General features: G+C 63.7%; 17 protein-coding genes. 1 reads left to right on the top strand and 16 read right to left on the bottom strand.

Translation table 11 applies throughout. The features are described from left to right. Positions 1-3: 3 nt before the first annotated feature. The 9 genes from OKW38_RS05080 to OKW38_RS05040 all read right to left on the bottom strand — a co-directional run bounded on the left by OKW38_RS05080 (position 4) and on the right by OKW38_RS05040 (position 11,450). Positions 4-1,410, bottom strand: coding sequence for an MFS transporter (locus OKW38_RS05080; RefSeq protein WP_429332575.1), 1,407 nt, complete (start codon positions 1,408-1,410; stop codon positions 4-6). Between the two features lie 181 nt (positions 1,411-1,591). After that, positions 1,592-2,587 (bottom strand): LacI family DNA-binding transcriptional regulator, encoded by a 996-nt coding sequence (locus OKW38_RS05075; protein ID WP_187613282.1) that lies wholly within the window; start codon positions 2,585-2,587, stop codon positions 1,592-1,594. 156 nt (positions 2,588-2,743) lie between these two features. Next, complete coding sequence (locus OKW38_RS05070; protein ID WP_429360280.1) at positions 2,744-3,628, bottom strand: SMP-30/gluconolactonase/LRE family protein; 885 nt, start codon at positions 3,626-3,628, stop codon at positions 2,744-2,746. Beyond that, on the bottom strand, positions 3,625-4,392 hold the full coding sequence (locus tag OKW38_RS05065) for an SDR family NAD(P)-dependent oxidoreductase (RefSeq protein ID WP_429360278.1): 768 nt from the start codon (positions 4,390-4,392) through the stop codon (positions 3,625-3,627). The genes OKW38_RS05070 and OKW38_RS05065 overlap by 4 nt, the downstream gene beginning before the upstream one ends. Positions 4,393-4,457: 65 nt before the next feature. Beyond that, positions 4,458-6,863 (bottom strand): glycoside hydrolase family 3 N-terminal domain-containing protein, encoded by a 2,406-nt coding sequence (locus OKW38_RS05060; protein WP_429360277.1) that lies wholly within the window; start codon positions 6,861-6,863, stop codon positions 4,458-4,460. A gap of 279 nt (positions 6,864-7,142) precedes the next feature. After that, complete coding sequence (locus OKW38_RS05055; protein WP_429360275.1) at positions 7,143-8,273, bottom strand: ABC transporter ATP-binding protein; 1,131 nt, start codon at positions 8,271-8,273, stop codon at positions 7,143-7,145. Between the two features lie 69 nt (positions 8,274-8,342). Continuing rightward, positions 8,343-9,173: a carbohydrate ABC transporter permease gene (locus OKW38_RS05050; RefSeq protein ID WP_429360273.1), complete on the bottom strand. Its 831-nt coding sequence runs from the start codon at positions 9,171-9,173 to the stop codon at positions 8,343-8,345. A gap of 3 nt (positions 9,174-9,176) precedes the next feature. Further along, a complete protein-coding gene (locus tag OKW38_RS05045) occupies positions 9,177-10,094 on the bottom strand; it encodes a carbohydrate ABC transporter permease (RefSeq protein WP_429332580.1) in 918 nt (305 codons plus the stop codon). Between the two features lie 60 nt (positions 10,095-10,154). Next, positions 10,155-11,450: an extracellular solute-binding protein gene (locus OKW38_RS05040; protein ID WP_429360271.1), complete on the bottom strand. Its 1,296-nt coding sequence runs from the start codon at positions 11,448-11,450 to the stop codon at positions 10,155-10,157. A gap of 245 nt (positions 11,451-11,695) precedes the next feature. Here OKW38_RS05040 and OKW38_RS05035 point away from each other — a divergent pair, with 245 nt between their 5' ends. Further along, a complete protein-coding gene (locus OKW38_RS05035) occupies positions 11,696-12,772 on the top strand; it encodes a LacI family DNA-binding transcriptional regulator (protein WP_429360269.1) in 1,077 nt (358 codons plus the stop codon). Here OKW38_RS05035 and OKW38_RS05030 read toward each other — a convergent pair. The 7 genes from OKW38_RS05030 to OKW38_RS05000 all read right to left on the bottom strand — a co-directional run bounded on the left by OKW38_RS05030 (position 12,751) and on the right by OKW38_RS05000 (position 19,930). Beyond that, positions 12,751-13,140 carry a type II toxin-antitoxin system VapC family toxin gene (locus OKW38_RS05030; RefSeq protein ID WP_090810623.1) on the bottom strand — a complete coding sequence of 130 codons (390 nt, stop codon included), beginning with the start codon at positions 13,138-13,140 and terminating at the stop codon, positions 12,751-12,753. The genes OKW38_RS05035 and OKW38_RS05030 overlap by 22 nt on opposite strands. Further along, entirely contained in the window at positions 13,140-13,469 is a 330-nt protein-coding gene (locus OKW38_RS05025) for a type II toxin-antitoxin system Phd/YefM family antitoxin (protein ID WP_409259442.1), read from the bottom strand. The genes OKW38_RS05030 and OKW38_RS05025 overlap by 1 nt, the downstream gene beginning before the upstream one ends. 583 nt (positions 13,470-14,052) lie before the next feature. Beyond that, positions 14,053-15,183 carry an ABC transporter ATP-binding protein gene (locus OKW38_RS05020; protein ID WP_429360267.1) on the bottom strand — a complete coding sequence of 377 codons (1,131 nt, stop codon included), beginning with the start codon at positions 15,181-15,183 and terminating at the stop codon, positions 14,053-14,055. A 112-nt stretch (positions 15,184-15,295) separates the two neighbouring features. Beyond that, positions 15,296-16,633, bottom strand: coding sequence for a GH1 family beta-glucosidase (locus tag OKW38_RS05015; protein WP_429360265.1), 1,338 nt, complete (start codon positions 16,631-16,633; stop codon positions 15,296-15,298). Positions 16,634-16,691: 58 nt separating this feature from the next. Then, positions 16,692-17,522, bottom strand: a complete 831-nt coding sequence (locus tag OKW38_RS05010) for a carbohydrate ABC transporter permease (RefSeq protein WP_184023565.1) — start codon at positions 17,520-17,522, stop codon at positions 16,692-16,694. Continuing rightward, on the bottom strand, positions 17,519-18,553 hold the full coding sequence (locus tag OKW38_RS05005) for a carbohydrate ABC transporter permease (protein WP_429360263.1): 1,035 nt from the start codon (positions 18,551-18,553) through the stop codon (positions 17,519-17,521). The genes OKW38_RS05010 and OKW38_RS05005 overlap by 4 nt, the downstream gene beginning before the upstream one ends. A 129-nt stretch (positions 18,554-18,682) precedes the next feature. Continuing rightward, the gene (locus tag OKW38_RS05000; RefSeq protein ID WP_429360261.1) at positions 18,683-19,930 is read right to left on the bottom strand and encodes an ABC transporter substrate-binding protein; all 1,248 of its coding nucleotides are present in this window, start codon (positions 19,928-19,930) and stop codon (positions 18,683-18,685) included. Positions 19,931-20,070 lie beyond the last annotated feature (140 nt).

Raw genomic sequence — 20,070 nt, 5'->3', positions numbered from 1 at the left:
TTCTTATGCGTGCTCTGCGTGTTTCTGTGCCCGCGCTGTCTCGCGGCCGGGGCCGCTGCCTTCATTCGAGGCGGCCCGCGTCAGCATCGTGCGCGGCACGAGCAGGATCAGCACGCAACTGACCAGCAGACACGCACCGAGTGCGTAAGTGCCGTTGTTGATGTCGCCGGTCAAATCTTTCGCCACGGCGGTGATCATCGAACCGGTAAAGCCGGACAGATTGCCGATCGCGTTGATCATCGCGATGCCGGCCGCCGCGGCGGCGCCCGACAGCAGCTGTCCCGGGAACGTCCAGTAAATCGGCATCAGCGCAAGGATGCCGGCAGTGGCGATCGTCAGAAACGTGATCGCCCACACCACATGATGCGCCAAAGCCGCACTCATGATCAGAGCGATTCCGCCGATCAGCGCCGGAATCGCCGCATGCAGGCGCCGCTCGCCGGTTTTCTTCGAATGCGCGGCGTTCGCGAGCGTCGCAATGATGGCCACGCCGTACGGGATCGCGGTCAGCAGGCCGATATGCAGCGGATCCTGCACGCCGGTCGCCTTGATGATCGACGGCAGCCAGAACGCGAGGCCGTAGAAGCCGGTATTGAACGTGAGCAAAATCGCGACCAGCAGCCACACGCGCGGATCGCGCACCGCCGAGCCGAAGCGCGCTGTCTTGTGCGCGCTTTCGCGCTGCAGATTCGCCGCGAGCAGGCTCTTCTCCTGCGGCGTGAGCCAGCGCGCGCGGTCAATGCCGTCGTCGAGCGAGAAGTACACCACGAACGCGGTCAGCAGCGACGGCACGCCTTCGATCAGCAGCATCCATTGCCAGCCCTGATAGCCGAGCAGGCCGGCCGTATGGTCCATCAGCCAGCCCGACACGATGCCGCCGAGCATCAGGCTGACCGGCATTGCGATCAGAAAGCCTGACATCACGCGACTTTGGCGCTGCGACGGAAACCAGAAGTTCAGGTACAGAATCACGCCGGGGAAGAAGCCGGCCTCGCAGAGCCCGAGCAGAAAGCGCAGGATGTAGAACATCGTCGCGGTTTCGACGTGCGCGACGCGCGCGAGCGGCGCGACGAACGCGAGCGCCATCGACACGAGCCCCCACGTGAACATGATCCGCGCGATCCAGAAGCGCGCGCCGTAGCGATGCAGGAACACGTTGCTGGGCACTTCGAAGATGAAATAGCCCCAGAAGAACACGCTCGCGCCGATCGCGTACATCGTGTCGGACAGGCCGAGATCGTCGAGCATCTGCAGCTTCGCGAAGCCGACGTTCACGCGATCCAGATACGCAACCACATAGCACAGCAACAGTACCGGCAGCAGCCGGCGCACGACCTTGCGATAGGTCCTTTCCTCGAACTCGTCGACGCGCGCGGCGGGCGCGACGATGGCGGGCGGTACAGCGGTCATTCGTATCTCCATCAGCGTATTTTTGGTCGGAAATGCCGTTGCCTCGCGGCTCGTGCGATTTGGCACCGCCGGTTACGTTACCGGTAACATTTCTAGCTGTGGATGTTACGCCCGGCTTACCAGCCGGACAACCGAGGGATATCCCTGATCTGTTTAATTAAGGGGAGTGCTAGTGCGCCATCTACGCGCTATCGCGTGCAATCACCGTGAAATCGATCTTCACCGCTTTCCTGCGCTGCACCTCACCCGCTTCGCGATCGGCGAGCGCCGCGAGCAGCGTTTCGCCAGCGCGCAGGCCGATGCCGTACGCGTCGACCGACACCGTCGTGATGCTCGGTTGACAGCACCACGACACCTCGAAGTTGCCGAACCCGGCGACCGCGATGTCGCCCGGCACCGACAGCCCGCGCCGGTGACACTCCATGATCGCGCCGAACGCCGACATGTCGCTCACGCACATCACGGCCTCGGTATCGGGCCACGCGTCGAGCAATGCGCCGATCGCCGGTGCGCCGTGGCTCATCGTGATCGGCGAATCGCCGAGCCGGATCACGCGCGGCTCGCCGAGGCCGAGCGCCTTGATTTCGGCGACGTAGCCGCGCATCCGGTCATGCCCGCGCCGGTCGCGCTCGCTGGCACCCGCGATGAAGCCGATCCGCCGATAACCGCGCGCGTGCAGATGCCGGACCATCGCGCGCGCCGCCGCCGAGTTCGAAAAGCCGACGACCGTATCGATTGGATCGCTGGGCAGATCCCACATTTCGACGACCGGAATGCCGGCGCGCTGCAACAGCATGCGCGTCGCCTCGGTGTGCCGGCCGCCCGTCAACGCGACGCAGCGCGGCTGGTGACGCAGCATCGAGCGCACCAGCAGTTCTTCCTGTTCCAGACGGTAGTCCGTGTCGCCGAGCAGCAGTTGCAGACCGTGCGGGCCCAGCGCGGCATTCAGTCCGCGCACGGTGTCGGAGAAGTTCGAGCTGGACAGCGACGGCACCAGCACCGCGACGAACGCCGAGCGTCCCGACGACAGCGCGCCCGCCGCCGCATCGGCGACGTAGCCGAGTTCGTCGATGACCTTCTGCACGCGTTCGCGAGTCGCCTGCGACACGTTGCGGCCGGCAAGCACGCGCGACACGGTCATCTTCGAGACGCCCGCGCGTTCGGCGACATCGGACATGCGGGGCGGGACTGGCGGCCTGGACGTCATGATAGGTATCGGGGCGAATGCGCGAAAGTCATGGAACGCACATGATAGCGGGCCGCTCCTTGCGGAGCGACCAGGCAACGTCAGGGTTGCGTTTTGCGGCTTGTCCTGTCGCTGTGTTTTTGTCGTCTAGCGCTCGAAGCCCACCGTGCAGCGCGCCTGAGCCTGCCCCGCCGCCGGCGCGCGGAACGAGAACAGCCCGCCCGCCTGCGGCTGATGCCGGCGCTCGACCGCCGTCAGTCCCTTCCATGCGGTGGACACATAGACGGTTTGCAGATCGTCGCCGCCGAACGCGAGCTTCGTCACGTTCGCGCACGGCAACGGCACCTGATCGACCAGCTCGCCCGCCGGCGAGTACCGCTCGATCCGCCAGCCGCCGAACAGCGCGATCCACACGAAGCCGTCGGCATCGACGGCCATGCCGTCGGGATGGCCGTCGCCGGAGATGGCGGCGAAGATGCGCTTGCCCGACAGCGTGCCGTCCGCGGCGACGTCGAAGGCATAAACCACGCGCCGCATCGTGTCGTTGTGATACAGCGTGCGGCCGTCCGGGCTCATCGCCGGGCCGTTCGTGATCACGTAGTCGTCGTCCTGCGCGATCGCCGCGCCTTGCTCGTTCACGCGATACAGCGTGCCGCTCGGCGCCTCTTCCGCATCGTCCATCGAGCCGAACCACAGGCGTCCCCGTGCATCGACGAAACCGTCGTTGAGGCGGTTGCCCGGCAGATGCGGTTCGACCTCGGCGAGCTTGCTGAACTCGCCGCTCGCCGGATCGAAGCGATGCAAGCCGGATGGCAGCCCGCATACGAACGTGCCGTCCGCGAGCGGCGCCAGAAAACCGGGCTGGTCGGGCGCCTGCCACGTTTGCTTCTCGCCGGTCGCGACGGACAGCCGATGAATCCGGCGCCCCTTGATATCGACGAAATACACCCCGTTTTCGGCGGCCTGCCATAGCGGCCCTTCGGCCAGCTCGGCGCCGAGCGCCCATACGCACACTGGGACCGGCATGCTCATTCTCCGTACCACCCTGCGTCGACGAAGTAATCGCGGCCGGAGCAGCGTGATGCGTCGTCGGACGCGAGGAACAGCGCCATACGCGCGACGTGCTCGGGCTCGATGCGCAGTTGCAGACATTGACTCGCGACGACCTTCGCTTCGCTCTCCGCCGATTGCCACAACTGCATCTGCCGCGCCGTCTTCACCGCCCCGGGGATGATGCAATTCACGCGGATGCCCGCGCTGCCGAGATCACGCGCGAGACCACGCGTGAGCCCTTCGATGCCGGCCTTGGCGGTCATATAGATCGCGAGGTTCGGCAGCGCGACATGCCACGACACCGAGCCCAGATTCAGGATCACGCCGCGCCCCGCGCGACGCATACCGTTCGCGGCGGCCTGCGCGCAGAAGAACTGGTGGCGCAGATTCACCGCGATACGGTCGTCCCAGTAGCTCGCGGTGAGCTCGCCGATTTCGTGCCGGTCGTCGTTGCCGGCGTTGTTGACGAGCACGTCGATCGGGCCCACCGCATCGACGATGTCGGCGAACGTGTGTTCGATCGCGTCGACATTTTTCAGGTCGCAGCGGCGGAACAGCGGCGGATGCTTCGCGTGGCGAAGCGTTTCCTGCAGCGCGAGCGAATCGTGCTCGGCGACGTCGAGGAAGAACACGCGCGCGCCTTGCTGCGCGAAGGCCTCGACGATCGCGGCGCCGATCCCGCCGCCGCCGCCGGTCACGACGATGGTTTTGTCCGACAGACTTGGATAGGTTGCGTACGACATCAGATTTTCCACTTGTTACGAGTAGGACCACATACAGGACGGCGCTCGCCGCCCTGACCCGCCGCTTACGCCACGATCTCGACCTCGCTCAGCATGCGCCAGTTGCGTTCGAGCGTTCTCGTCGCGGAACCCGCGACGGCGACCGTGCCGCTCAGATGAATGTCGCGGCTCGAGCTGCCGACCAGCAGATCGAAGTCACCGGGCTCGACGATACGCTCGCCGCACGCGTCGGTGAAGTTCAGCATGTCCACCGGCAGTTTCACGCGCACACGCGCCGACGCACCGGCCGCGAGCGGCACGCGCGCAAACGCCTTCAGCTCGCGGACCGGCCGCGCGACCGACGCGTGCCGGTCGCGCACGTAGATCTGCACGATCTCGGTGCCGTCGCGCGCGCCGATGTTGTCGACCGTGAAGCTCAACTCGATCGTACCGCTTTCGATCGGCACTTCGCTGTGCGCGAGCGCGACATCGCCGTAACGGAACTGCGTATAGCCGAGACCGAAACCGAACGGATAGCGGCAGCCGAAATGGTATGCAATCGGCGTTCCCGCGCTCTTCAGACGATGGTTATACACGTACGGCACGGCGCCCGCGCTCTTCGGCACCGACAGCGGCAGACGGCCGCTGAAATTGGCGCGGCCCACCAGCAGATCGGCCAGCGCCTCGGCGCCACGCTCGCCCGGCGCGAACGCCATGATCTGCGCGGCGATGCGCTCTTCGAGGCCGCCGAGATTGTACGGACGGCCGCCCGTCATCACGACGACCGTCGGCGTGCCGCTATCGACCACCGCCTGCAGCAACGGCTGCTGCACACCCGGCAGGTCGAGGCTGTCGGTATCGGACCCTTCGCCGACCGTGCCGGACTGGAACAGGCCCGCCAGATCGCCGACGAACACCAGTGCGACGCCCGCTTGCCGCGCGGCTTCGACCGCGGACACAATGCCGTCGGTGTCCTTGCTGATCAGCTCGTCGCAATGCGCGTCGCCGGTCAGATCGAGCGACACGTCGCCCGGAAACACCGGCGCGCCCGCGCGGCGCTCCTTGATGATGTCGCAACCCTGCGCGTGAATGACGCGCTCGTCGCCGAGCAACACGCGCAGCGAACGCAGCGGCGTCGCGATCGAAGCAGTGGACTGCTCGCCGCTGTTGATCAGGTGCACCGGGAAGCTGTAGCCGGCGAGCAGCGCGAGCGGATCGTCGGCGGTCGGGCCGATCACCGCGATCTTGTCCGGGCCGTGCGCGTCGAGCGGCAGCACGTCGCCTTGATTGCGCAGCAGCACCGCCGATTCGAGCGCAACCTGATACGCGGTATCGCCCGCGGTCGCGCTTTTCACGTCGACGCGTTCGGGATCGACGTACGGATTCTCGAACAGGCCGAGCTGGAATTTCACGCGCAGCACGCGCGAGACGGCGGTGTCGATCGTCGCTTCGCTGATCTCGTTGCGCTCGAGCGCTTCCTTCAGATGCACCGCGCACTCGTGACCCGGCAGCTCGACGTCGAGGCCGGAGTTGAACGCGAGGGCCGCGGCCGACGCGCTGTCGCGCGCCACCGCATGGTGGCTGAACAGCAGGTCGACGCCCGCGTAATCGGCGACGACGAGACCGTCGAAGCCCCATTTCTCTCGCAGCGTGTCGTGCAGCAGCGCACGATCGCCATGACAGGGTACGCCGTCGACGTCGTGATAGGCGGGCATCACCGAGCCCGCGTTCGCGAGCTTCACGGCCATTTCGAAAGGCAGCATGAACACGTCGTTGAGCTCACGCGGACCGACATGCACCGGCGCATGATTGCGGCCGCCTTCGCTCGCCGAATGACCGACGAAATGCTTGAGCGTCGCGAGCAGATCGCGCTGTTCGCCCTGCAGGCCCTTCACGTAATGACACGCGAGCACGCCAACCAGATACGGGTCTTCGCCGAGCGTCTCCTCGGTGCGGCCCCACCGCGGGTCGCGCGACACGTCGAGCACCGGCGCGAGCCCCTGATGACAGCCGATCGAGCGTGCCTGCTCGCCGATGATCGTGCCCACTTCGCCGACCAGTCGCGGATTCCACGTCGCCGCATAGTTCAACGGCGACGGGAACAGCGTCGCGTCCTTGATCATGAGCCCGACGAGGCATTCCTCGTGTGACATCACCGGAATGCCGAGGCGCGTGTCTTCGACCATCTTGCGCTGCAGCTCGTTGAGCGCGCGTACGCCTTCTTTCGGATCGACCGTATGCGTGCCGAGCGGACGCGTGATCTGGCCGAGGCCATGCTGCAGGATCTCGTCGACCGTGATCTGGTTGGCGCTCTGCGCGAAATCGATGCTACGCGCCTTGTGATTGCCATCGGCCGACAGCTTCAGCCACGCGGCGTGAAGCTGCGCAATCTTTTCGTCGAGTGTCATGCGCGCGAGCAGATCGGCCACGCGCTCTTCCACGGCTGCCGCTGGATTGCGGTAGAGCGGGACCTCACTTTGGCGAAGCAACATCGAAAACTCCTTTTTTTTATCGTGGTGTACGAAGCGCATGAGGCGCCGACAAATCCGTTGTTTCTGACAAGCGTGCGGCATGGCGTTGCTTCAGCCCGGATGCCATCCCTTCTATTTCAGATACCTTTCCAGACTTCGCAGTCCTGCTAATCGATCGAACGCAGCCGCGACTCGAATTCGCCGTGTTTGATCGGCTACGGGTCGTTCGTCGCGTCTAGCGACGCGATGCAATGGGACCGCGCTTGCTCGCGTCGTGCAAGCAGCGCGATCGCAAGCGGATCAGTGCAGACGCGGCAGCGCGAAATCCTTGTCGTCGAACACGTGGCACGCGTGCGGTGCGAACGCCAGTTCGACGCATTCGTCGTGCGTCACGCCACCGTCGCCGGGCAGCTTGGCGATCATCGTGTTGCCGTCGCGCACGCCACCGTCCACATGCACGTAGCTGTGCTCGCCCAACCGTTCGACCAGGCGCACGGCGCAGCGGATTGTCTGCACGCCGGCCTGCGCCGATGGCAGGGCGAGGTGCTCCGGCCGGATGCCGAGCGTGACCTGCGAACCGACGCTTTGCCTGCGGCCGTCGACCTCGGCGCGTACGCGCTCGCCCGTGGTCAGCTCGACCTGAATGCCCTTGTCGTCGACCGCGAGCACCGTGGCCGGCATGAAGTTCATCTTCGGCGAGCCGATGAAGCCTGCGACGAAGCGGCTCTTCGGCCGGTGGTACAGATCGAGCGGCGCGCCGATCTGCGCGATGCTGCCGTGCTTTTCCATGTCCGCGCCGGCGTGCAGCAGCACGATCTTGTCGGCGAGCGCCATCGCTTCGATCTGGTCGTGCGTAACGTACACCGCGCTCGCGCGGTTGAACTCGCGATGCAAACGGGCGATTTCGGTGCGCGTCTGCACGCGCAGCGCGGCGTCGAGATTCGACAGCGGCTCGTCGAACAGAAACACGCCCGGCTCGCGCACGATGGCGCGCCCGATCGCCACGCGCTGGCGCTGGCCGCCGGACAGCGCAGCGGGGCGACGTTCTAGGTAGCTGTCGAGTTGCAGCGCGGCAGCGGCGCTGCGCACCTTCTTGTCGATGGTGGCCTTATCGACCTTCGCCTGACGCAGGCCGAATGCCATGTTCTCGTACACGCTCATATGCGGATAGAGCGCGTAGTTCTGGAACACCATCGCGACCTGGCGCTTCGCGGGTTCGACGTTGTTCATCAGTTGACCGTCGATGCGCAGTTCGCCGTCGGTGATCGATTCGAGACCGGCGATCATGCGCAGCAGCGTGGACTTGCCGCAGCCCGACGGCCCGAGGAACACGCAGAATTCGTCCCTGCCGACTTCGAGGTTGGCGTCGCGGATCACCGAGTTACCGCTCGTATAGGACTTCTGTACGTTAGTGAGAGAGATGCTTGCCATATCGTTTATGCGAAGTTCGGTGTGCGGGCCACTTTGGCCCGCACGATTCGAGGTGGTGTGCGATGCGGATCAGCCCTTGAGCGAGCCGGCCATCATCCCCTTGATCACGCGCTCCTGACCGAACGCGTAGGCAACGATCAGCGGCAGCGACGTGAGCACGAGGACAGACAGCATCGAGGGTATGTTCGACGCGTATTGCCCCATGAAGTCCCAAATCGCGAGCGGCAGCGTACGGTGCTCGGCCGTCGACGTGAGCATGTACGCGAAGATGAACTCGTTCCACAGACCAATGCCGTTGAAGATCGTCACAGTGGCGAGCCCCGGTGCCGAAAGCGGGAAGAAAATACGCCAGAAGATGCGGAACGGACTGCATCCGTCGAGCTGCGCCGCTTCTTCGAGCTCGCGCGGAATCTGGCGCATGAACTCGGTCAGGATGAAGATCGACACCGGCAGACTGAGGGCCACATAAGGGCCGAGCAGCGCGAACGCGGTGTCGTACAGGCCGAGGTTGCGCGTGAGCAGATAGATCGGCACGAGCGTCGCATGCAGCGGCACGATCATGCCGGCGACCACCAGACCGAACAGCGTCTTGTTCAGCGAGAAGCGCAAGCGCGCAAACACGTAGGCCGCCATCGCACTGATGATGACGATCAGCAGCACCGACACGCCCACCGTGAACACGCTGTTACGGAAATAAGTGAAAAACGGCCCCTGCAGCACAGCCGCGTAGTTACCCCAATACAGGTGGCTCGGCAGCGCCCACACTGACGTCGCGAAGGTCTCTTCCTGGCTCTTGAAGCTCGATGCGACCATAAAGAGAAACGGAATCGTCGTGACGGCCAGCCAGATCAGTGCCAGCAGCGGAACCCCCAGGCGGGGGAAGCGTAGTTTCTTGTTCATGGTTCAGACCTCGGTTGCATAACGGCGGGTGAAGTACATCGACACCGCCGCCACCGTGATGACGATAAGGAACATCGCCGAGCCGATGGTGCTGCCGTAGCCAAGTTGGAACGAACTGAACACCGTGCGATACATGTAGGTGGCCATCACCTCGGACGAGCCTTCGGGGCCGCCACCGGTCATGACGAAGACGAGATCGAAGTAACGCAGCGACCCGAGCACGGACAGCAGCACAGCGGTGCGCACCGTGCCTTGCAGGTGCGGCAGCTTGATGCGCCAGAAAATGGTCCACCCGGATGCGCCGTCGAGGAGCGCAGCCTCGTTGACCTCGGCCGGCATCGACGAGAGGCCGGCGAGAAACAGAATCATGTAGAAAGGCGCGTTCTGCCAGATGATCACGGCGATGGTCGCAGCCAGCGAAAAATGCGGATCGCCCAGCCAGTCCTTCGCGAGGCCATCAAGCCCGAATGCCTGCAGCGCGACGTTGATCGGACCGAAATTCGGATCGTAGATTTGCTTGAACAGCACACCGATCGCCACGCTCGACATCAGCAGCGGCAGGAAATAGAGAACCTTGAGCAAGCGCGAGCCACGACCGGCCTTCTCCAGCAGCACGGCGAGCGCGAGCGCGATCGGAAGCTGGACGACGATCGACGCGACAGCAAGAATCACGTTGTTCTTCAGCGATTGCCAGAACACCATGTCGTGCGCGAGCCGCGCCCAGTTCGCGAGCCCGATATAACGGGCAGTGTTGCCGAGGCCGTTCCAGTCGAGCAGCGACAGCCGCAGGCTGGAGACGAGCGGATAAAGCAGGAACACGGCCAGCAGCAGCAGCGAAGGCGCAAGAAACACAACCGTGACGAGCGTTTGCGATGAAAATCTCAGCCGGCGTTCGGGTGTAGCGGAAAGTGCGATATTCACGGGCTTGTATGCCGACCGGCACCTCGCGGTGCCGGTCGGACTTTTCTTTAGGACTGGAGATCAGCCGCCCTTCTTCGAAGCGGCTTCCATTTGCTGCGCAGCAGCCTCAGGCGTCAGCGACAGACCGAACAGTGCTTGCGTCGTGTCCTTGTGCAGTTCACCGAGGGCCGGCGGCAGTGCCTGGTCGTACCAGAGCTGCACGCTCGGAGCGGCGGCAAGCATTTGCTGCAGACGCTGCGTGAACGGATCGTCGATCCTGACGTGATTGACCGGCGGGAGCTTGTGGTCATCCGACGCGCGAGCCTGCATCGCCTGCTCGTCGGTCAGTGCCTGGATCAGCTTGAACGCTGCGTCCGGCGTCTTGCACTCGGTCGAGATGCTGAGGAAGCCGTCGCCGACCGTGCCGATCAGGTCGCGCGGATCACCCTTGCCACCCGGCACGCTCGGGAACGCGAAGAAGTCGAGGTCCTTCGAGAACGTCGGATTTTCGTTTGCGATCGTCGAAGCTTCCCACGCGCCCATCAGCTCCATGGCAGCCTTGCCCGTGTACAGCAGGCGGCGCGAGGCGCCCGAGTCGTAATCGAGACCGTTGATGCCCGGTGCGAACGCGCCAGCCTTCACGAGTTCCTGAATGCGCTTGCCGGCTTCGATGAACGCCGGATCTTCGAAGCCCTTGCCCTTGCCTTCGATCGCGTCCTTCACGACTTGCGGACCGCCGATACGGTCGACGAGGTACATGTAGTACATCGAACCGGTCCACTTGTTCTTGTTCGCGAGCGAGAACGCTGCGACGTTGTGCGACTTCAGCACTTCAACGACGTGCATCAGTTCATCCCACGTCTTCGGCGGCGTGATGCCGTACTTCTTGAAGACTTCCTTGTTGTAGAAGATCACCGCGGCCGCCGCGTTTTCGGCGGCAACACCGTAGGTCTTGCCGTCGAACGTCGTGACATTCCACGACGCTTGCATGAAGCGGCTGCGGTACGCCGGATCCTTCTCCAGGTACGGCGTGAGGTCGGCGATCTGGCCGGATTTCACGTACTCGTGCAGCCCGCCGCCGCCCCAGTTCTCGAACACGCACGGCGGCTGGTTCGCGCCGAAAGCGACCTTCAGCTTAGTCTTGTACGCCTCGTTCAGGACGTGCGAATTCTCGACCTTGTAGCCCGGAACCGCCTTTTCGAATCGATCCGACGCGTCGCGAATGATCTTGCTCGACGACGCATTGGTCTGCTGGTCCCATACCGTGATCGTCTTGGAGTCCGCCGCTACGGCGTTCGAAACAACTGCAGACAACGAAAACAGCAGCGCCGTCGCGCCGATGATGGACCGCGCTTTAAACAAAGCCGGGTACGCCATGGGTGTGTCCCCTCTTCTGGATTTATAAGAAATCACCGAAACATTAACGTTAGCCTTAACGTTAGTGAATGTTAGGTCGATGCGTGAAGTAAGGCTATGCGGGATTTTACCTGGTCCCGGCGCGCTGCGACGCAACTGCCGGATAAGATGGACCGATTGCGGGAAAGCTGAAATATAAAGGGTTCTGCTAGAATAACGACTACATAAACGTTATCGCTAACGCGATTAGCGAGTCGACCCATCCAATGACCTCTCGCACACCTTCGACCCGCATGGCAAGACAGACCCCAACGCTTGAGCACGTTGCCAAGCTTGCCGGGGTGTCCCAGATGACCGCGTCGCGCGCTCTCAACGGCCGTCCCGGCGTGTCGCGCGAAACCCGCGACGAAGTCCTGAGAATCGCGTCGGACATCGGTTACGTCGTCAACCGCACCGCGCAGAAACTGTCGGGCGGCCGCAACGGCATCATCGGCATCATTACGCCGACACTCGACACGCAATTCTCCAGCGAACTGATTCTCGGCGCGGGCCGCGCGGCGCGTGGCGCGGGCTGCGAGATGCTGGTCTACACGGTGTTCGACGAAGATCGTCATACGCATCACGACCTGCTTGGGCTCATCCAGCAATTCTCCGACGGTATCCTCGCCATTCTTCCGCGCGAGTCGCTGTGCCTCGAGGCGCTCGCCACCGCGAAGGTACCGGTCGTCGTCGTCGATCAGCGCGGCACGCTGACGGGCTTCCCGTCGGTGTCGGTCGACAACTACGGCGGCGCCTGTCTCGCGGTCGAGCACCTCGCCGAGCTCGGTCACAAGCGCATCGCGTTTCTGGCCGGCGACGAAACGATCGAAGGCGTGCGCGACCGGCAACGCGGCTATCACGACACGCTGGCTCGCCTCGGCCTGCCACGCGAAGACTCGCTGGTCGCCGCGGGCGACCTGTCGCAAATGATGGCGTTCGACGTCACGTTCGACCTGCTGAACCTCGCCGAGCCGCCCACCGCGATCTTCACGGCCAACGACCAGAGCGCGTTCGGCGTGATCGCCGCGATCCGCGAAGCGGGTCTGCGCGTGCCGGACGACATCTCGGTGATCGGCTTCGACGACATCCCGATGTCCGAGCAGTTTCACCCGGCGCTCACCACGATCCGCCAGCCGTTCCAGCAAATGGCGCGCTCGGCGGTCAACACGCTGCTCGCGCAGATCGCCGGGATCGACGCCGCTTCGCAACGCATCACGCTGCCGGCGGAACTGGTGGTGCGCGATTCCACCGGCCCAGTCCGCACCAGGCAGCGCCGCGGCCGTCACCAGATCGTTTCGACGTAAGTCGACGCGCGCACCTTCGCATCCGAAGTCACGAGCGCGCCGCCATGCGTGCGCGCGGTCGCGACGATCAGGCGTTGATGCAAGGCGAGCGTGGGCGGCAGCGTGGCCGCGCGAAACGCGATCTCGGTGTCGACCGGAATCATCCGCACGCCGTCGAGCGACAGAAACGTCGACATCCAGCTGCGCGCGTCCATCGACAGTCCGAGACTGCCGACCTTCACGAACTCCGCGATTTCGAACGCACTGATTGCCGAAATCAGGATCTCGCCGCCGGCGAGCTCCCGATCGATCGCATCGTGCGCGGCCTGGCTCAGCGCTTTTTGCCTGCCGAGCCAGCACACGAGGGCAAGCGTGTCGAGCGTGATCATTACTCGTCCTGCTCGGCAGTGACAGGCTGCAACGCGTGCTTCAGGTTGAAATGCGTAATCGACGCGCGCAGCAGCTCGAGCGGGTTTTCCTGCTTGCTGCGATACGGCCGGATTTCGATGGTGGGTTGCCCGCGGTCGGTGACGACCACGGTTTCGCCCAATGCCTCGACCTGACGGAACAGCTCGCAGGCCCGGGACTTGAAAATGGCTTTAGATACTCGCTTTTCCATGACGCTCTCCACCCAGCAAAAATCCAACGGTATTTTTTGTATCGGGCCGGTGCGCCCGCAGGCGAACACCCGCGATGCGTGCCCGACATTCTTTATCAACCTTGCTCTCAGTCGTTGCTTCCCAGCCTACTGCCAGGAGCTCCCTCGAGCTCCAATCCAATTCGCGGCGACAACTAGCGTAACCGCGACACAGCCTGCAACGGTCGCGCCAATTCCTGCGCGCAACCGCTGCACTTTCACCTAATCAATTGGTTTTACACAGACCGCTCTGGCCATACCGGGTCGTGCCGGATAGCGGCGCGGCGCGTCTTGGCTTGCAATGTTTTGCCCCGTGTTATAGATCTTCGAATAGATGCAAACTTGCTTAACGTTACCCTTAACGTTAGCGGATGTTAATGGCGCAGGTTCGCGGCCGCCATGCGGAGTTTACCTAAGCTCCGAACCACTATCCGACCCCTCGACTGGACCCTCTAAATCAAGCCCGGCAAGGAGAAAGCTCGATGCAAGGCGTCGAAAGTACTACGTAATATTTAATGCGAACTGGCTAACGTCATCGCTGCTTGCGTCAATCTTCGTCGTTCGATGCAGGGGGTCCTGATGAAGGCTCCGCATCGAAATGCAGGATCCACGCATGCAACGATTCGCGCGGCTTTACCGTTGCTCACTCGCCGACATCGGCCTGTCAAACCACCGCGCCGACGTCCTCGCCGACTTCGGGTCGCGCGAGGCTCACCGCGGCGCCGTTCGCATCGAACAGCGTGACCGACGACGACGCCACCTTGATCCCGACACGCGCGCCGACCGCGTGCTGCGCGTCCTTCTTGTCGAGCTTCAGCGCGATCGCGTGCGCCATGCCATCGAGTCGAGCATGCAGGATCGAGACGTCGCCGAGATGCTCGACCAGTTCGACACGCGCGGCGAGACCTTCGTCGAGCGAGCCGATGCCCAGATGCTCGGCGCGCACCCCGAGCGTCAACTCGCCACTGACCGGCTGCGCCAGCCGGCCGGGCAGCACGATGCGCTGGCTCGCGCCGGCGAGCGCCACGACGGTTTGCGCATCGCTTCGCGACACCAGCGTCGCGGCCAGCATGTTCATCTGCGGCGAGCCGATGAAGCCGCCGACGAAGCGGTTCGACGGCCGCTCATACAGGTCGAGCGGCGCGCCGGTCTGCTCGATGCGGCCTTTGTTGAACACGACGATCTGCTGGCCCAGCGTCATCGCCTCGACCTGATCGTGCGTGACGTAGATCATCGTCGTGCCGAGTTCGCGATGCAGCTTCGCGAGCTCGATACGCATCTGCACGCGCAGCGCCGCATCGAGATTCGACAGCGGTTCGTCGAACAGGAACACGCGCGGCTTGCGCACGATCGCCCGTCCGATCGCGACGCGCTGGCGCTGGCCGCCCGACAGCGCCTTCGGTTTGCGCTCCAGCAGATGTGTGATCTGCAGGATCTCGGCGGCACGGCCCACCGCCTCGCGCACTTCCTTTTTCGACTTGCCCGACAGCTTCAGCGAAAAGCCCATGTTTTCCGCAACCGTCATGTGCGGGTAGAGCGCGTAGCTCTGGAACACCATCGAGATGCCGCGGTCCGTGGGCTGCAGATCGTTGACGCGTACGCCGTCGATCAGAATGTCGCCGCCCGTCACCGACTCGAGCCCCGCGATCATGCGCAGCATCGTCGACTTGCCGCAGCCCGACGGTCCCACGAACACCGTGAACTGGCCGTCCGGGATGTGCAGGTCGATGCCCTGGATCACCTGCGGTCCTTCGCCATACGTCTTCGTGACGTTGCGCAATACGAGTTCGCCCATTTGATGCCTCCTCCTCGATCCTTGTACTTGCAGACCCCGCGTGACGCTATCCCACTGCCGAACTACTGCCGCGCCACGCGAGGTTCGATGCGCCCGTCGCCGGGCGTGCGCCTCAGCGCACGGCCGCGACGCCGGCGTGTTGCGCGATCACGTCGCGATACCACAACGCGCTGTCCTTCAGCGTGCGCTCCTGGCTCGCGTAGTCGACGTAGACCATGCCGAAGCGCTTGTCGTAGCCCGACGCCCATTCGAAGTTGTCCATCAGGCTCCAGGCGAAATAGCCCGCCACGTCGACGCCCTGTTTCACCGCGTCCGACAAGGCGGCGAGATGCAGGTCGTAGAAGCGCACGCGCTCGGCGTCGTGCACGCGGCCGTTATCGAGCACGTCTTTCGCCGCGCAGCCGTTCTCGGTGATGTAGATCGGCGGCAGCTTGTAGTCGGCGTTGATGCGCGTCAGCAATTCGGTGAGACCTTGCGGATAGACTTCCCAATCCATGTCGGTGAAGCCGAGCGCGCCCGGCGCACGCTTCTCGCCCGATGCGCTCGCGAAGATCCGCGTGTAGTAGTTGACGCCGAGGAAGTCCATCGGCGTGCCGATCACGTCGAAATCGCCGCTCCGGATCACGTCTTGCGGACCGTTCGCGCCATACCATTCCAGCGCCTCGGCCGGATACTCGCCCTTGAACAGCGGGTCCATGTACCAGCGCACGAACTTCGCGTATTCGAGCGACGCGGCGGCCTGATCGTCGGGCGCATCCGTCGCGCCATGCGCCGGCGACTGGTTCAGCACGATGCCGAGCGGCGCCTTCACGCCATCGGCGCGCAGTGCCTGCAACGCGAGACCGTGCGACAGCAGCAGATGGTGCGCGACATGCGCGGCCTTCTTCAGATCGGCGTTGCCCGGCGCGAAATAGCCGGTTGCGTTGCCGAGCCACGCGGTGCACCACGGTTCGTTGTGCGTCGCGATCGATGCAACGCGATCGCCGAGCACGCTGCCGATCTTGCTCGCGTAGTCCGCGAAGCGATAAGCGGTGTCGCGGCTTTCCCAGCCGTTTTGCGTATGCTGCAGCGACAACGGCAGGTCCCAGTGATACAGCGTTGCGAACGGCTGGATGTCGCGCTCGAGCAAACCGTCGACGAGGCGCTCGTAAAACGCGAGGCCCTTGTCGTTGAATGCGCCGCGGCCAGTTGGCTGCACGCGCGGCCAGGCGATCGAAAAGCGATAAGCCTTGACCCCGAGTTCGGCCATCAGGTCGAGGTCTTCCTCGACCAGGTGATAGTGATCGCATGCGACATCGCCGTTCTCGCCGTTCACGACCTTGCCCGGCACGTTGCAGAACGCGTCCCAGATCGACGGGCCGCGGCCGTCCTCATGCGCTGCGCCTTCGATCTGGTAGGAACTGGTGGCGACGCCCCAGACGAAGTCTTCGTTGAATCGATACGTCGACATAGATGATGTTGTCCTGAGTGTCACGCCCGCGAGGGCGTGAAAAATGAAAGAGAGAATTTCAAGCCTTGACCGCGCCGGTCGTCAGACCGTCGATCAGACGCCGCGAGGTGAATGCGAACAGCACCAGCAACGGCAGCACCGCGACCGCGGAGCCCGCCATCACCGCGCCCCAATCCGAATTGGTCGGACTTTGCAGAATGCGCAGAGCGAGCGGCAGCGTGTACATCGACGGCGAACGCAGCACGACGAGCGCCGACAGAAAGTTGTTCCACGCCTGAATGAAGCTGATCAGTCCAAGCGTACCCAGCGCCGGTCCCAGCAGCGGCATCACGATGCTCCAGTAGATGCGGAATTCACTGCAGCCGTCGATGCGCGCCGCCTCGATCAGCTCGGACGGAATCGCCGCCGCGACGTACTGGCGCATCAGGAACACGCCGAGCGCGGCGGCCGCGCCAGGTACGTACAGCGCGCGCGGCTGATCGATCCAGCCGAGCAGGTTCATCGTCATGAAGGTCGGAATCATGCCGAGGAACGGCGGCACCAGCATCGCGGTCAGCGCGATCGCGAACAGCGTCTTCTTGAAGCGGAATTCGTACATCGCGAACGCGTAGCCGGCCATCGACGTGACGAGCAGCGTCAGCACGGTTTGCATCGTGGCCGTATAGAAGCTCCAGCCGAGATTGCGCCAGAACGGAATGTGCCGCATCAGCGAGGCCATGTTGTCGAGAAACGCGCTGCCGAACCACAGCGGGGGCGGCATCGAGAAAATCTCGGAACTCGTGTGCGTCGCGAACACGAACATGAAGTAGAACGGCGAGAACATCAGCAGCGCGCCGACCACCACGATCGCGTAGCCGATATAACGGCCCTTGTTGCTCGACGATTTCATCGCTGTGTCTCCTCGTTCATGCCGCTGCGGTGAAAGATCCGCGTGTTCAACCACATCAACGCGCCGATCGAAATGAACAGCAGCCATGCGATCGAACTCGCGGTGCCGAAATCGCCGTCGTGGAATGCGGTGCGATACATATAGACGGCCGTCGTCAGACCGGACTGGCTGGTACCCATGCCTTCGTTCGGCAGCAGGATGAACGGCTCTTCGAACAGTTGCAGCCCACCGATGATCGACAGCGTGACCGCGAAGAAAATCATCGGCTTGATCAGCGGAATCGTGATGCGGGTGAACTGTTGCCAGCCGTTCGCGCCGTCGATGCGCGCGGCCTCGTAAAGGTCCTTCGGAATGGTTTGCAGCGCCGACAGATACAGCACCGTGTTCCAGCCGACATAGCGCCAGAAGATCACCACCGACACCGCCGGCTTGACGTTCTTCGGGTTATACAGCCACTCGATCGGATGCGCAGGGACGATCCAGTGCAGGCCGGGCAGCCTGCCGAGCTCGGCGATCGCGAGGTTGATCATGCCGAAGTCGGTCGAATACAGCGACGAGAAGATCAGCGCGATCGCGACGCTCGACGTGATGAACGGCAGGAAGTACAGGCCGACCACCAGGTTGCGCCAGCGGCGAAACGCGGTTTGCAGAAAGAATGCCAGCGGCAGCGCCACCAGATGCTGCGGCACGCCGGACATGATCGCCATCGACGCGGTGTTGTACAGCGACTTCCAGTACCACGGGTCGGTCAGCGTGAACGTGAAGTTCGACAGACCCACCCACTTCATGCTCGCGAGCCCCGCCGTCGCGTCCCAGCTCTGGAACGACAGGTACAGCGAAAACAGCAGCGGGAACGCCATGAATAGCGCGAACAGCAGGAAAAATGGACCGAGAAACAGGTAGGGTGCGACTTTCACCGGATCGAGCCGCGAAGTTCTGCGCGGCGCGGCGAACGGCGCGGGCGAGCTCGGCACGTCGCGCGCGCGCGCATCGCGGGCGACCTCTGGGGTCGTGGGCAGCGGGGTGTTCATCAATAGTTCCGTCCAGTCGGGCGTAGCCGGGATCGATGACCGGTCACGCTGTTTGCAGCAGACTTGCAGCGCACTGCGACACACTTCGGTCGCGGCACGCAGCGTGCCGCGACCTTGCATCGATACCGCTTAGCGGCGGACCCGATGCGCGATCTGGTCCTGCGCTTCCTGGAGCGCCGTATGCACGTCTGCACCGTCGTCGACGACCTTGTCGAGGGCCGAATGCACCGCTTCCTCGGCGACCTGGTCGTACTTGCTACGCTGGATCGCCGGGATGTGGGAGGCTGCGTCACGCCAGATCAGACGCGCTTTCTCGTTGCCGAGGAATGCGACCGGCTCCGCGAAAAACGTGTCGTTCTGCGCGGCAAGCAGCGCGGGGAATGCGTCGATCGAACGGAACGATGCGAGCTGCGTGTCCTGGCGCGTCGTCAGGAACTTGATGAATTCCCACGACATCGGCTTTTGCGTCGCCTTCGCCGGGATCGAGTAGAACGTGCCGCCGAACGATGCGTACGCGTTGTTCGGCAGATTGGCCGCGCGCCACAGACCCTTCGTGTCCGGGGCGATCCACGACGACAGGTGGCCGCCGAGCCACGCGCCCATCATCTGCGTCGAGACGGTCCCGCGCTTGAAACTTTCGGCCCATTCGTTCGACCAGGGCGTGATCTTCGCGTCGAGACCGAGGTCGCGTGCTTTCTTCGCGAGCTCGAACGCCTTCACGAAACGCGGCGACGTGACGACCGGATTGCCGGCCTTGTCGAAGTACACGCCATCGCCTTCCTTCAGGTCGGCGCGAATGTAGATGTCCTCGATATCGCGCGACGATGCCATCAGGTACGCACCCGTCGCCTTCTTGATCTTCACGCCGGCCGCCAGGTACGAGTCCCACGACTTCGTCAGGTCGGCTTCGGTCACGCCCGCCTTGTCGAGAAGGTCCTTGCGATAGAACAGCGTGCCCGGACCGATATCGGCCGGCATGCCGACGATCGTGCCGTCCTGCGTGGTCGCCTGCGCGAACGTGTAGTTGATGAACTGGCTCTTGTACTGGCCCGCGTTATACGGCGCCTTCGACAGATCTTCGAGACCGCCGCCCGAGGCGAAGCGGCCGATAAAGCCGACCTCCACCGCCATCACGTCGGGCAGATTGGAGCTCGTCGCGAGTGCGGTGGTCATTGCGTTGTGGTGATCGGCGATCGCGAGCGACGAGACCCTGATGTCGACGTCCGGATGCAGCTTCTTCCACGCCGGAAGCGCGTCCTTGATTTCCTGATCCAGCTTCGGAAAGACCGCGACCGTCAACGTGGTGTTGGCGTGCGCGCCGACTGCGGCCAGGCTGAGCAGAACGGCGGTGGCAGAGCCTGAAAAGCGGAATTTCATTACTCGTCTCCTGAAGAACCCTGTTTGAATTGCATTCGATGAATACCCGGTTGCTGCGACCTACTTCCCCTGTTGTCTTTGTTGCTGCTTTGCTCGGTGCTGCTTTGCTCGGTGCTGCTTTGCCTGGCGCTGAATGCGCC

This window comes from Paraburkholderia sp. MM5496-R1, assembly GCF_050436205.1.
GTDB classification, from domain to species: domain Bacteria; phylum Pseudomonadota; class Gammaproteobacteria; order Burkholderiales; family Burkholderiaceae; genus Paraburkholderia; species Paraburkholderia tuberum.
The sequence above is the reverse complement of the archived record's forward strand: the minus strand, read 5'-3'. Positions and strand labels throughout refer to the sequence as shown.

Bases quoted from the DNA above. Each gene is read 5' to 3' on its own strand.
- OKW38_RS05015 (WP_429360265.1), bottom strand. From the start codon at position 16,633: ATGTCGACGTATCGATTCAACGAAGACTTCGTCTGGGGCGTCGCCACC.
- OKW38_RS05070 (WP_429360280.1), bottom strand. From the start codon at position 3,628: ATGAGCATGCCGGTCCCAGTGTGCGTATGGGCGCTCGGCGCCGAGCTG.
- OKW38_RS05035 (WP_429360269.1), top strand. From the start codon at position 11,696: ATGACCTCTCGCACACCTTCGACCCGCATGGCAAGACAGACCCCAACG.
- OKW38_RS05075 (WP_187613282.1), bottom strand. From the start codon at position 2,587: ATGTCCGATGTCGCCGAACGCGCGGGCGTCTCGAAGATGACCGTGTCG.
- OKW38_RS05030 (WP_090810623.1), bottom strand. From the start codon at position 13,140: ATGATCACGCTCGACACGCTTGCCCTCGTGTGCTGGCTCGGCAGGCAA.
- OKW38_RS05010 (WP_184023565.1), bottom strand. From the start codon at position 17,522: ATGAAATCGTCGAGCAACAAGGGCCGTTATATCGGCTACGCGATCGTG.
- OKW38_RS05065 (WP_429360278.1), bottom strand. From the start codon at position 4,392: ATGTCGTACGCAACCTATCCAAGTCTGTCGGACAAAACCATCGTCGTG.
- OKW38_RS05000 (WP_429360261.1), bottom strand. From the start codon at position 19,930: ATGAAATTCCGCTTTTCAGGCTCTGCCACCGCCGTTCTGCTCAGCCTG.
- OKW38_RS05080 (WP_429332575.1), bottom strand. From the start codon at position 1,410: ATGACCGCTGTACCGCCCGCCATCGTCGCGCCCGCCGCGCGCGTCGAC.
- OKW38_RS05040 (WP_429360271.1), bottom strand. From the start codon at position 11,450: ATGGCGTACCCGGCTTTGTTTAAAGCGCGGTCCATCATCGGCGCGACG.
- OKW38_RS05050 (WP_429360273.1), bottom strand. From the start codon at position 9,173: ATGAACAAGAAACTACGCTTCCCCCGCCTGGGGGTTCCGCTGCTGGCA.
- OKW38_RS05020 (WP_429360267.1), bottom strand. From the start codon at position 15,183: ATGGGCGAACTCGTATTGCGCAACGTCACGAAGACGTATGGCGAAGGA.
- OKW38_RS05055 (WP_429360275.1), bottom strand. From the start codon at position 8,273: ATGGCAAGCATCTCTCTCACTAACGTACAGAAGTCCTATACGAGCGGT.
- OKW38_RS05005 (WP_429360263.1), bottom strand. From the start codon at position 18,553: ATGAACACCCCGCTGCCCACGACCCCAGAGGTCGCCCGCGATGCGCGC.
- OKW38_RS05060 (WP_429360277.1), bottom strand. From the start codon at position 6,863: ATGTTGCTTCGCCAAAGTGAGGTCCCGCTCTACCGCAATCCAGCGGCA.